This is a genomic window from Roseivirga sp. UBA1976 (assembly GCF_002336325.1).
Classification (GTDB): Bacteria; Bacteroidota; Bacteroidia; order Cytophagales; family Cyclobacteriaceae; genus Roseivirga; species Roseivirga thermotolerans.
In genome coordinates, this window is record NZ_DDDQ01000090.1 from 1 (window position 1) to 13,443 (window position 13,443).

Below are 13,443 nucleotides of genomic sequence, written 5' to 3' on the forward strand. Positions count from 1 at the left end.
CTATGAAAAAAACCTGGAGGAGTACTTGAAAGGGGTAAAAAACAGAAAAAGCCCTGAAAGTCTTGGAGAGAGCTTTGCCATGGAAATACTGGCTGTTGAGGTGCTGGATAATGTAGCCACCGCCAAAGTTCGCATACCCATGCTAGGGTTTAACTACTATGACTTTTTATCTCTGGCTTGTTTCAACAATCGGTGGTTAATTGTCAATAAACTTTTTGTTCATGTAGAATAACTAGCCTATCAGGAAGACTCGGGGGACAAGCACTCCTCCGGGCTTCTTGGATTGAAGTCATCCGCACTTGTCTGGGAATGCTCTGAACCTTTATCGATCAAACTCACAGCACATAAAAGGTCCTCAGCGCGAGCTACTATTGGTAGACTGAAAACAAAAACCGGCAGGGTTTCCCCCACCGGTTCATCAACAAATCTCCAATATCATACTACTTTTTAAGCCCCGGCAGTCCTTCTGGTTTGGACTGGTGCCAATAGAAGGGTTCTGCCTTACGCTTGCGTGGATAAACCTCATCCAGAGTATTGGCATCATAGAGTCTTCCATTCTTCATAACCTGATAAATCTTGTTCGTATTTCTCAGGTTATTAAGAGGGTTGTCATTAAGTATGACAAGGTCGGCCAGCTTACCTGCTTCTATGGAGCCCAGGTCTTTTTCTAAGCCAATCGCTGTTGCTCCTAAAATAGTAGCTGCCTTTAATGCATCGTGAGGAGCCATTTTAGCTCCAACAGACCACAATTCCCAATGATAACCCAAACCTTGTAACTGTCCGTGGCTACCAATACCTGCCAAGCCACCTTGTTTCACCACGGCATTCACCCCTTCACTGTGTTTTTCAAAAACATGTTCTTCGTCCATAAACCACCCTGGTCTTCTTCTGGATTTAGAAGCCAGTTCATCGTATGGCGTAAAATGTTGCAGCTTTTTGTCGTGATAAGGGTTTTCTCTGCTGTAGAAGTAATTTTCAGACCAGGGACCACCATAAGACACCAGTAAGGTTGGTGTGTAAGCCATTTTAGATTGTGCCACCGCGTAGGTTACATCTTTGTAAAGCGGAGCAATTGGCAGTGAGTGCTCATGGCCGGGGTATCCGTCAATCATCTGGGTCATATTCAGTTTAAAATCCAAACCACCCTCAGTAGTAGGCATCAGTTGCTGCTCTTTCGCAGCTTCAATAACCCATTGTCTCTGCTTTCTGTTACCCACCAAATACATTTTTATGGTCTTGGTGTTGTAGTACTCACTGTACTGTTTTAGTACACGCTTGGTATGATCCAGATCTTTGAGGTTGTACATCCAGAAACCTACACCCGGGCCGGTTGAGTAGACCCTAGGACCATACAAATCGCCTGTTTCTACCAAATCGGCATAGGTTAAAACATCGGTAGTTGCCGTTTGAGGGTCTCGCGTAGTAGTTACTCCGTAAGCCAGGTTAGCGGCATATACCCAAACCTGATTTTTATGAAGTCCCCAGGCCGGCCACATGTGTGCGTGAGTGTCTACAAAGCCCGGCACTATTGTTTTACCCGTCATGTCGAATACCTGAGCTCCCCTTGGTACATCAAGTGTGCCACTGGCTCCAACGGCCTTGATTCGTGCATTCTCTATTAGAACGTCTCCATTTTCAATCACCTCATTACCATTCATAGTAATAATTCGGGCGCCTTTCAACAAAGCCACACCTTGCGGTATGTCTTTTTTGGCCATTACTTTTACTCTGAATTCATGAGGTTTGTAGCCTTCGTCCTTCTTTTTCTCCTCCTTAGTATCTTCTTTGGCCTCTTCTTTCTTTTCTTCGTCTTTCTCCTCAGTCTTTTTGGCTTCTGCCTCTGCCTTTTTCGCCATTTTCACACTATCTGCATAGGCCTCGGCAGCGTTCAGGTCATAGATAAAATGGGCATTACCAATTGACCAGTGAACCTTTTTTGCATCGGCCGACCAAGCCGGAAACTGACCACCAATTTCAGTCAGTTTCATTGCCGGAAACTGTGCACTTTCGGGGTTTGAGACGGAAATAGTTGGAGTTTGTCCAAGTTTTGGCACCGTTACTACGTAAATATCATTGTTTATGAGTGCCATGGCTTTATCTCCTTCAGGAGCCATATATATGGCTGTAGCTCTGGATGGAGGGTTATTTTCACGCCATCCCTCACCTTCTTCGAGCGAGGTGCCACCTGCGCTCGTGGCAGCTTGCTGAGACCAGGGATCGTACACTTCGTATGGCGCATGGTGATGATCAGCGATAGAACCGTAAGTGGTAATTCCGGTAATTTTTACGATTTCCTTTTCATCGGTACCGTCCCACCTTACGGAGCTCAATCCATTGAAACCACTCAGGTAAATTCGGTCGCTACCTTTTACAAAGTGCGGCCCTCCTTTTCCCTGGGTTTTCATTATAAAGTTAATATCTCCTCCATCGGCAGAAATCCAGCAAAGGTCCTCATCGGCTCTTGGTGCTCCCGGACCAGAGGCATCTTTTAGGTTTTGTGCGCTTCCCTTGGTAAACACAATTCTATTGTTGGCCGCCCAGGCGGGTGTCTGATAAATAGCTGGTGTTTTGGTGAGTTTAACCGGACGTGGGCGCCCTTCCACATTCACTTTGTAAATAGCCCCACCATCTGTATCGGACCAGGTAACAAAAGCTATCATTTTACCATCTGGCGACCAGGTGGGCATGGCTTCAGTCATCTCAAAATCGGTGAGTCTTTTGGGTTCACCATTGGGTATTTTCATTACATACAGTCGGTTGAGTGCCGTAAAAGCCAGTTGAGTACCATCCGGTGAGGGCACTCCATCGCGAATCTGTGTCACCACCATGTTCGGGTCGTCCGAAATAGGGTATTCAAACTTGAGGCGGGGGCCCATTTCTAACTTCACATCCACGTCCAGGGGTATCTCGGTAGCCTTTCCTCCTTCAATGGCTACCCTATAGAGTTTTCCTCCCCATGAGGTAATTACTTCTTTGGAATCGGGTGTAAAAGACATGGCAGGCAATACTCCTAGCGGAGCTATAGACTCCTGTTCATCGCGCTGAATCGGATAGGCCAACCACCTTTCATCACCTGTTGAAAGGTTTCTCAACACCAAGCCCGTTTGGTCTTCATAACGAGAGCCATACACCATCCATCGCCCGTCAGGTGAGAGAGTTGGCGTAAAGGCCGACCCATAACGGCTGGTAATGGTAGCCCGCTGCCCGTTCTCTCTGTCATACATACCAATTTGGTACTGAGGTAACTGCGCATTGTAATTCCACGCACCATTGCGCTGCGAAAAATAGATGTATCGACCATCGGCCGAAAATGCCGGCTCAATCACTTTCAGGCTGCTTGGCTCATCGATAAGCTGAAAGCCTCCACCACCATCTTTGTGGTACATAAATAACTTTAAGTTTCTGCGGCCTTTCGATACCACTACATAGTCACCGTCAGGCGACCATTCGGCCGATTGCACCCACTCATTGTTGCCCTTAGTAATCTGAGTGAATTCTTTTGTTTCCAGGTTCATAATCCAGGCATTGTCCGAACCGCTTCTGTCTGAGGTAAACACAATGCTTTTTCCATCCGGACTATAGCGAGGGTGCGTATCGTAGGCCATACCATCGGTAATCCGTGTAGCCTTTCCTCCCGAAATAGGCATGGTATACAGGTCTCCCAGCATATCGAAAGCAATAGTTTTTCCATCGGGTGAAACGTCTACAGAAAGCCAGGTACCTTCCTTGGTATTAAACTCAAGCAGTCGATCGGCCTTGAGGGGCAAATCTTTGTAGGTTTTTTGGTTGAATTTTGAGGTATCGGACTTATCGTCTTGCCAAAAGGCATGAGCAGGCTGTACTCCCACCCCTAACCAGACAAGACCAATAAAGAGGCATAAAAGTACTCTATGTACGGTAGCCTTCCATTGAGTTGAATGCGTCATAGCTTAGTTGATTAGTTTGTAAACAGTCTTGAATTTAAGAAATATCGGTTACGCAGTAAGCTGAATAATAATTAACATTGCGAAAAAACCGGAATGGCTCAGAAACGAAAAGCAGCTTCACGAAAAACCAGCAGTAGAGCGGGAAGCAAAAAGAACAGCTCTGGCTTTAGTCTTGGCAAATTTATCCTTGGAGTCTTAATTTTAGGTGGACTGGGCTACACCGGTCTGGCCTTGCGCGAAGGAGAATTGGTGCCTGAGTCCATCAGAGAATTCAGGTTAGAATCGCCCCTCAATGGTGACCCTATTAAAGCTGAGCCGGGATCTGAAAACACAGGAAGTGAGGTAATATCAGCTCCTGAATCAACCCCTGAACCTTCTAATAATGAAGATCTTAACTACAGTGAATTTGATTTATACTTTACCTCTGCATTTGACTTCATGTGGCCGGCATACAACACGAATGATGCCATTATAGAAAGACCTTATTATACCCTGCGCTACAACGAAGACCATGAGCAAGCCATGTGGGTTGCATACAAATTAGTGGCTGATTCGCTTAACCGTCCCACTTTCGATAGAGCCGATGATTTTAGGGAAGATCCAAGGGTTCGAACCGGATCGGCTTCACTGGCCGACTACAGGGGCTCAGGCTACGACCGTGGTCATTTGGCTCCTGCCGCAGACTTTTCATATGATGAATTTGCCCTTTCTCAGAGTTTTTATATGAGTAATATGAGTCCGCAAGATCCCGGGTTTAACAGAGGCATTTGGAAAAAACTGGAATCGAAAGTGCGAGACTGGGCTAAAGAAAATGGAGTGGTATATGTGGTTACGGGCCCGGTGTTGAAATCCGGACTCAAAAGTATTGGGCCAAATAAGGTATCGGTGCCTGAATATTACTACAAGATTGTGCTAGATATTGACAGGCCGGAAATCAAGGCCATTGCATTTCTTATGAAAAACGAAAAATCTTCGAATGAGCTAAGTTCTTTTGTGGTAACTATCGATGAAATAGAAAGACTCACCCGGCTCGATTTCTTTCCTTCCATACCCGATGAGCTGGAAAATATGCTCGAAAGTACGGTGATGACCAGCCGTTGGAACTTCGACTAATACCACATTGACGGAACTACTTGCAATACCTGGCAATAGCGTCTTTAGCCTCTTCTGACCCCAAAGCCCTGGCGCGGTTCAGGTCATTGCAAGCACCCTTGGATTGATTTAAAGCCACTTTCAAAGCACCCCTATACAAGAACGCTTCGGCATTCTCATTATCGAAGTTTATGGCTTGGTCGTAATTGGCTTTTGCTTCATCGAAATCACCCAATTGATGATGGGAACGACCTTTTAGCAGATAGGCAGTAGACACCCTTCCATCTACCTGAATCACTTTATCGAAATAATAAATAGCTTTGGTAAAATCTTTGGAGTTATACCAATACTTGCCCATGCTCAGGTTGGCGTTCACATTGGTCTCATCAATAGCCAAAACTGCTTCGAAGTCCTCTCTGGCTTCCTCCAGTTGGCCCACTTCTTCATAGGCTCTACCTCTGTTGTAAAGTGATTTTATGTCTTTTGGTTTCGTAGAAAGGTATTCGGTATAGGATTCAATGGCCTCATTGTATTTGCCGTCTTTAAACAGCACATCGGCCTCTCTGGTTACATCAGAATTACAAGCTGAAAACACCACCATCATCAGCACCCAAATCAACCCTATCAACTTTTTCATTTTATCTGTTTTTCAAATTGCGGCTGCAAAGTTAGCCCTTTAAACATCAGAATAAAAGAAAAAGGGGGCACTAAGCCCCCTTTCCTCAGGTAGGGTGAAAGGTCTACCCTAAAGCGGACAGGTGTCCGCTACCCAATGTCAAAAACTCAAACAACTACCCTATAAAAGACAAGCTAAAGACCAAAAAAATAAGCCACTGAAAATCAGTGGCTTATATAAATTCATACAATATTATCGCTCCCAAAACGGGAAATTCTCATTCAATTCTAGACGGCTACATTGTTTTCTCTAAGCGCATCATTGAGTGAGGTTTTCTTATCCGTACTTTCTTTGCGTTTTCCGATAATCAAGGCTGTAGGAACCTGGTACTCTCCTGCCGGGAACTTTTTAGTATAGGAGCCCGGAATAACTACGGATCGCTCAGGCACATAGCCCTTGTATTCTACAGGTTCAGAACCTGTCACATCAATAATTTTGGTGCTAGCTGTAAGTGTCACGTTAGCCCCTAACACCGCTTCCTTACCTACTCTAACGCCTTCCACCACTATACATCGCGAGCCAATAAAGGCATTGTCTTCAATAATTACAGGAGCAGCCTGTAGAGGCTCCAACACTCCACCAATACCTACCCCACCACTTAGGTGTACGTTTTTACCGATCTGGGCGCAGCTACCAACCGTAGCCCAGGTATCTACCATAGTGCCGGCATCCACATAAGCTCCAATGTTTACATAGGATGGCATTAGAATAACGCCACTGCTAATGTAGGCTCCATATCTGGCCACGGCATGAGGAACCACACGGACTCCTTTCTGTTCATATCCGGTTTTGAGCTTCATTTTATCGTGAAACTCAAACGGCCCAACTTCAATGGTTTGCATTTTCTGAATAGGGAAGTAAAGAATCACCGCCTTTTTTACCCATTCATTAACTACCCAACCTTCTTCTGTGGGAGTGGCCACACGCTTATCTCCTCTATCCAAATCTTCAATAATAGTTTTGATGGCAATTACCACCTCCTTATCATTGAGTAATGTGCGGTCTTCCCAAGCTCTTTCGATGATGTCTTTTAGTTCCATTTATATCGCAGAAAATTTTAACTTTAATACTGTTGATGAAAAAGACCAAAGTAGTAATTGCCTCGCTGCTTAAGCCAATAGATGACACCCGCATGTATGAGAAATTCGGCCTTTCAATGGCTGAAACAAATAAATATGATATTAATATCATAGGCTTTGATTCAAAAAATGTCCGTACACATGAAGGCATTACTTTTCACCCTCATGGTCCCTTCGGGCGTTTGAGCTTTCAGCGCCTTATTCATCCCTTCAAAGTATTCAAAAAGTACATTCAACTAAAACCTGAAATAATAATAGCTAACACCCATGAATTACTGATAGTTAGCAGTGTTTACAAAATTTTATTTGGCAGCAAACTCATCTATGATTTAAGAGAAAATTATGTAAAGAATATTCGTTTCACCCAGGTTTTCCATCCCGCTGTCCGTCCGTTTCTGGCCGTGTGGGTACGAATGAAAGAATGGCTGAGCAGGCCCTTTATCAACCATTATATTCTTGCAGAAAGGGTGTACAACAAACAACTCCCCTTTCTTTCAAAACGAGTAACCGTAATCGAAAATAAATATGCACAACAAACACATGAGTCTACGGCCTACCGCAACCCCGACCCTGAATATATAGACCTGCTATATACAGGCACCATTTCTGAGTCTAATGGGGTGTTTGATGCCATAGACATCACCAAATCGCTTCATTTATGCGACCCGAAAGTCAGGCTCCGCATTGTAGGCTATTGTGCTCTTAAAAAAGACCTTATGCGTCTTCATAAGGAAATAGAGCACTATGAATTCATAGAACTAAATGGCGGGGATCACCTCGTTCCGCACCTGGAGATTATTGAAGCCATTCAAAAGGCCGATTTTGGTTTTGTACTAAAACGCTCGAATGGAGGTATTAATGACGACAAAATACTCACCAGGCTTTTTGAGTATACCGCCAATAAACTGCCTATTCTACTGCTCAACAACCCCACATGGTTGCAGTTCTGTGCCGAGTTTAATGCGGCCATTGAAGTTAACCCTGATGACTTTGATGCAAAGACCTTGTTGAACACCATGAAGACCAAAACCTTCTACGATAGGGGTAATGCTTCTTCCAGCCTTTGGTCGAGTGAGAAGCCGAAACTACTGAACTTATTAGAGGAACTCTCCGGGCAATGAGCTAACAACCCCTTCTGCAGAGTTTAAGCCAACCTTACCAACAGCCACTTCTCTCATTTTTAGTTTTGTCTAAAAATTTTTATCTACCCAACTAACAAGCTTTAAATCAGCAATATGGAGCATATTTCGAATAGTTTAGATTATCAATACATTTTTTTTAGATAAATCTAAAATATATATTTGTGTCAAATTTTAATTACGTGTATAGTCTATCGGAAGAAAACTACATAAAGGCTATTTACCACCTGTCTAACCACGGACAGGAAAGTGTAAACACCAATGCCATAGCCATAGAAATGAACACTACTCCGGCCTCAGTAAGCGATATGATCCGCAAACTCTCTAAAAAGAAAGTGGTGGACTATCAGAAATATCGCGGGGTTCATATCTCGGAGAAAGGCAAAGAGATTGCGCTCAAAATAATTCGTAAGCACAGGCTCTGGGAAGTATTCTTGGTTGAAAAGCTAAATTTTCATTGGGACGAAGTGCACGATATTGCCGAACAATTAGAGCACATTAAATCTCCCCTACTGATAAGTAAACTAGATGAGTTTTTGGGCTTTCCTAAGCACGATCCGCATGGCGACCCCATACCCGATGAGAACGGAGTCTTTTCTACAGTAAAGAAGGAACCCCTCTGCAATATAGAAGCAGGACAGAGCTGCAAAGTAATTACCGTAAATGATTCCAGTTCGGCCTTCTTAAAATATTTGGACAAGGTGGGTATATCGATTGGCACCACCTTGCGAATAGATGATCACAATGAGTTCGATGGCTCTGTAGACATTACCATAAACCAAAATAAAAGCACCACCGTATCTCCGGCCGCTGCCCAAAATATACTAGTAACACCGCTATGATTAAACCTCTACACATTGCACTGTTGGCCGTATTGATTCTTTTCGGCTGCCAACCTAAAACCAGCCAGAAAACTGTCGGTAAACTAAATGTTGTAACCACTACCGGCATGATTGCCGATGTGGTCAAAAACGTAGGTAAAGACTCTGTAACGGTAACAGCCCTAATGGGCCCTGGTGTAGACCCACATCTCTACAAGGCTACACAAGGCGACCTGGCACGCCTGCAACAAGCCGATATTATTTTCTATAACGGTCTACACCTCGAAGGTAAAATGGGCGAGGTATTCGAAAAACTGGAACGCATAAAAACAGTGATTCCGGTGGCCAGAGGTATTGAAAAGAACTTATTACTCGATAGCCCGGTATATCAGGGCACATACGACCCGCACATCTGGTTCGATGTAAGCCTTTGGAGCCAAACCATTGTGGAAGTAACCAATACATTGATTGAAGCCCGACCGGAAAACCGTGATTATTTTATTGCCAATGCTGAAGCTCTGCGCAGGCAATTTGCTGAGCTCCATGAGTGGGTCACGGAGCAAATCCAAACCATCCCCCCTACCAAGCGGATAATGATTACCGCTCACGATGCTTTTAGTTATTTCGGTAGGGCATATGGCCTGGAAGTACGCGGGCTACAGGGTATTTCTACACTCTCCGAGTTTGGACTGAAAGACCGGGTAGACCTTATCAACTTTATTGTTGAAAAACAGATAAATGCAGTTTTTGTAGAAACCTCGGTTTCCGAAAAGAACATAAAAGCCATTGTGGAAGGCTGTGAACAGAAAGGCCACGAAGTGAAAATTGGAGGAAGCCTATTTTCTGATGCCATGGGCGCTGCCGGAACCCCTGAGGGAACCTATTTGGGCATGGTAAGAGCCAATGTTAAAACCATAGTTGAAGCATTGAAATGAGTTTAAAGTTCATGGTTCAAGGTTTTACGAAAACACCTGGAACATTGAACATAAAACCTGAAACGGAACGAAGAAAATAGAAGCACAAGACCCCGGCTCGAAAGGGTGTCAAAAATTCGAAAGTCCCCTTTAGGGGATTTAGGGGGTACTTAAGGAAGGAAGAAATGAAAGTAGAAGCACAAGAACCAGTAGTAGAATTTCATGATTTGACGGTGTCATATCATAAGAAGCCAGTACTCTGGAATATTGACATGACTTTGCCCAAAGGCGCACTTATTGGAATTATCGGACCAAATGGAGCGGGAAAGTCAACCCTGATTAAGTCGGCCATGGGCTTGCTTCCTTTAGCCTCTGGTTATGTGAGAATATTCGATGAAGCACTGGACGATGTGAGGCATAGAGTAAGCTATGTGCCGCAACGCGAAAGTGTAGACTGGGATTTCCCCACCTCTGTGCTGGATGTGGTGCTGATGGGGCGTTACGCCAAGCTAGGTTTGCTCACACGCCCCAGAAAAGCCGATAAAGAAATGGCCTTAAACTGCTTGAGAAAGGTGGGAATGGAAGCCTATGTAGACCGACAAATATCCCAACTTTCCGGTGGGCAGCAGCAACGGGTTTTTCTGGCCAGAGCACTAGCTCAGGAGGCCGATCTATACTTTATGGACGAACCCTTTGCAGGAGTGGATGCGGCAACCGAAGCAGCCATACTTTCCATTATGCAAGAAATGACGGCACAGGGCAAAACCGTAATAGTGGTGCACCACGACCTACAGTCGGCTGCAGAGTTTTTCGATTGGATAGTACTGCTTAACATGAGACTTGTAGCTTCCGGCCCTATCGATAAGGTATTTACCAATGAAATGCTACAGGAAACTTATGGAGGAAAACTCACCGTATTGGCCGAGGTGGGCGAATTGGTTCGGAAAAGGCAAATACCCAGCCGGGAGAAATACTGATATGGAACCCTTACAGGAATTCTTTTCTTTCAGCGATCCAAGCATAATTGCCGTAACAGTGGGTGCCGTACTTCTGAGTGCCTCTTCGGCAGTAGTCGGGACTTTCACTTTTCTTAAAAAGAAAGCCCTGGTTGGCGATGCTGTGGCGCATTCGGTATTGCCCGGCATATGCCTGGCCTTCATACTTTCCGGCACAAAAAACCCTCTTTGGCTAATTATAGGAGCTTTTGTCACCGGCTGGCTATCTCTGGTCATCATCGATAACATTACCCTTAAAACTAAGATCAAAGAAGATACCGCCATTGCCCTCATTCTATCTGTTTTCTTTGGCATTGGCATACTCCTGCTCACTCATATTCAGCATTCCGGAAATGCAGCTCAAACAGGCCTCGATTCTTTTTTATTTGGTAAAGCAGCCGCATTGGTGGGCCAAGACTTACAAGTTTTTGGCATTGTGGCTATTGTACTGCTGGTTACCGTAGCACTGTTTTTTAAAGAACTGAAGCTAATTGCCTTCGATGCCAGCTACGCCAAAGCTCTTGGGCTACCCGTAAAAGGGATGGATTTACTACTCACCTCGCTCACAGTGCTGGCTGTGGTTACCGGTATTCAGGCTGTGGGAGTAGTGCTAATGGCCGCCATGTTGATTACTCCGGCCGCAGCGGCCCGCTTTTGGACCAACGATGTACGAATAATGACCGTTTTAGCAGCCATTATGGGCGGAGTTTCCGGTCTTTCAGGAGCTTACGTAAGTTATGTGGCTCCGGCTATGCCCACAGGCCCGTGGATTGTAATGATTATTTCTGCCATTGCGCTCACCTCCTTCTTCATAGCCCCAAAGCGAGGTATTATTTCCCGCGGAGTTCAGCAAAGAAGGCTACAACGAATGATTATGGACGAAAACTTGCTCAAAGAGCTCTATCATCTGGGAGAAAAAGATGCAGATATTTATAAAGCACGCAGCATTGAAGAAATTGTTGAGGAACGTTTTTTTCCAAAAGACCGATTGAGAAGTTCGCTGAGAAGACTTAGGCGAGAAGGTTTCATTACCAAAGAAAACGGGCATTGGCGATACACCGAAGCCGGCCGACAAAAAGGGCAACGGGTGGTCAAACTACACAGGCTCTGGGAGTTATATCTTTCCAAATACATGAAAATTGATCCCGATCATGTGCATGAAGATGCCGAAACCATAGAGCACATTATTACCCCCGAATTGGAAAAAAGATTGGAAAAAATGCTGGAATATCCTGAAGTGGATCCGCATGAAGAAAAGATACCGTATTGAAGTGGCTAAAAGACGGAAGACGAAGACAGTAAGCTTTAGGCAAGAGATTGTAATGAAAAATATTACCGATAACTAAACAACAATTAACCGACAACTGATTCGGATGGATGCTTTTTATATCATACTAACGGCTACTCTGTTTGCCATTTCCTGTGGCCTGCTTGGTTGCTTTCTGATTCTCAGAAAAATGGCCATGGTAGGTGATGCCATTTCTCATGCCGTATTGCCCGGCATAGTGATTGCTTTTTTGCTTACCGGTACCCGCGATTCGTTCGAAATGATACTCGGTGCTGCACTAATCGGTATCTTCAGCACTTTCCTTATCGAATTTTTTCATCATAAAGCCCGACTACAAACCGATGCAGCCATAGGAGTTACTTTTACCTGGCTGTTTGCTTTGGGTGTAATTCTTATCTCTGTTTTTGCGGGCCAGGTAGACCTCGATCAGGAATGCGTACTCTATGGTGAAATTGCCTATGTCCCAATCGATTTATGGATTGGAGATAACGGTACCATATTTGGTCCAAGAGCCCTTTATGTAGCTGCCATGACACTCATAGTGAATGTTGCCTTTATTCGCATTGGCTTTAAACAGCTACATTTAACCACCTTCGATCCGGCTTTTGCAGCTACCATAGGGGTTTCAGTGTCGCTTTGGAACTACCTCTTAATGGGAGCTGTATCCATGACTACTGTAGCCGCCTTCGATTCTGTAGGAGCCATTCTTGTTGTAGCCTTGCTTGTCGGGCCAGCGGCCATTGCCTACCTCCTCACCGACCGGTTCCAAACCATGATGATTATTACCGTTTTTGTGGCCATTGTCAGTAGCGCGCTCGGCTACTACCTTGCTGTTTGGGTCGATGGTTCCATTGCCGGTGCTATTGTTACCATCATAGGTATTCTGTTCGGGATCACCTTCCTCTTTTCTCCCGGCCATGGAGTGCTTATGAAGAAAAGACTCCAACGAAAAGAAGCACAAAGACTCAAAACTGAAGCACCTCTCTCCTAGTAGCGAAAGCTATTTTGATACCCTTTTCTTCCTTCCCAAGAGAAAGGTTTATTGATATCATTGAGGGAAGCTGCTAATGGTTAGTCGTTAACCGCTCTTCGTTATTCAACCCTTACCTACTCCTTTTCCCATCCTGAGCCCAGCCGAAGGATCTGACACAGGGCTTGTTCATTGCTCATTCGTTATTGGTTAATCGTAAAGAAGGAGACCTCCCTCTCCTGTCCTAAGCGTAGTTGAAGGATCCGACACAGGGCTTGTTGGAGATTATTGGTTATTCGGTTAATTACTAAGAACGAAACTTCACTTTCCTATCCTGAGCATGGCCGAAGGATCTAACACAGGGCTTGTTCATTGTTCATTCGTTATTGGTTAATCGTAAAGAAGGAGACCTCCCTCTCCTGTCCTAAGCGTAGTTGAAGGGTCTGACGCAAGGCTTGTTGGAGATTATTCGTTATTCGGTTAATTGCTAAGAACGAAACTTCACTTTCCTATCCTGAGCATAGCCGAAGGGTCCAACACAGG

At 44.7% G+C, this 13,443-nt stretch carries 11 protein-coding genes; 8 read left to right on the plus strand and 3 right to left on the minus strand.

The annotated features are described in order from the left end of the window. Positions 1-232, plus strand: a 232-nt coding sequence (locus tag B3763_RS08740; RefSeq protein ID WP_286745757.1) for a nuclear transport factor 2 family protein, incomplete at its 5' end; no start/stop codon positions are given. Between the two features lie 208 nt (positions 233-440). Here B3763_RS08740 and B3763_RS08745 read toward each other — a convergent pair. Continuing rightward, the gene (locus tag B3763_RS08745; protein ID WP_286745758.1) at positions 441-3,926 is read right to left on the minus strand and encodes an amidohydrolase family protein; all 3,486 of its coding nucleotides are present in this window, start codon (positions 3,924-3,926) and stop codon (positions 441-443) included. A 93-nt stretch (positions 3,927-4,019) separates the two neighbouring features. Between B3763_RS08745 and B3763_RS08750 the strand changes: the two genes are divergently transcribed. Then, a complete protein-coding gene (locus B3763_RS08750; protein ID WP_286745759.1) occupies positions 4,020-5,039 on the plus strand; it encodes a DNA/RNA non-specific endonuclease in 1,020 nt (339 codons plus the stop codon). Between the two features lie 16 nt (positions 5,040-5,055). On the opposite strand, the gene B3763_RS08755 is transcribed toward B3763_RS08750, so the two are convergent. After that, positions 5,056-5,655 (minus strand): tetratricopeptide repeat protein, encoded by a 600-nt coding sequence (locus tag B3763_RS08755; RefSeq protein ID WP_189631047.1) that lies wholly within the window; start codon positions 5,653-5,655, stop codon positions 5,056-5,058. Between the two features lie 266 nt (positions 5,656-5,921). After that, on the minus strand, positions 5,922-6,734 hold the full coding sequence (locus B3763_RS08760; protein ID WP_189631046.1) for a 2,3,4,5-tetrahydropyridine-2,6-dicarboxylate N-succinyltransferase: 813 nt from the start codon (positions 6,732-6,734) through the stop codon (positions 5,922-5,924). A gap of 35 nt (positions 6,735-6,769) precedes the next feature. Between B3763_RS08760 and B3763_RS08765 the strand changes: the two genes are divergently transcribed. From B3763_RS08765 to B3763_RS08790, 6 genes are all read left to right on the plus strand, one after another. Beyond that, positions 6,770-7,894, plus strand: a complete 1,125-nt coding sequence (locus tag B3763_RS08765; protein ID WP_286745761.1) for a hypothetical protein — start codon at positions 6,770-6,772, stop codon at positions 7,892-7,894. Positions 7,895-8,076: 182 nt separating this feature from the next. Continuing rightward, positions 8,077-8,754, plus strand: a complete 678-nt coding sequence (locus B3763_RS08770; protein WP_229838710.1) for a metal-dependent transcriptional regulator — start codon at positions 8,077-8,079, stop codon at positions 8,752-8,754. Continuing rightward, positions 8,751-9,668, plus strand: coding sequence for a metal ABC transporter solute-binding protein, Zn/Mn family (locus B3763_RS08775; RefSeq protein ID WP_286745764.1), 918 nt, complete (start codon positions 8,751-8,753; stop codon positions 9,666-9,668). The genes B3763_RS08770 and B3763_RS08775 overlap by 4 nt, the downstream gene beginning before the upstream one ends. A gap of 164 nt (positions 9,669-9,832) precedes the next feature. Next, entirely contained in the window at positions 9,833-10,624 is a 792-nt protein-coding gene (locus tag B3763_RS08780) for a metal ABC transporter ATP-binding protein (protein ID WP_189631427.1), read from the plus strand. 1 nt (position 10,625) lies between these two features. Next, complete coding sequence (locus tag B3763_RS08785; RefSeq protein WP_286745767.1) at positions 10,626-11,912, plus strand: metal ABC transporter permease; 1,287 nt, start codon at positions 10,626-10,628, stop codon at positions 11,910-11,912. Between the two features lie 103 nt (positions 11,913-12,015). Then, on the plus strand, positions 12,016-12,921 hold the full coding sequence (locus B3763_RS08790) for a metal ABC transporter permease (protein WP_189631042.1): 906 nt from the start codon (positions 12,016-12,018) through the stop codon (positions 12,919-12,921). Positions 12,922-13,443: the final 522 nt, after the last annotated feature.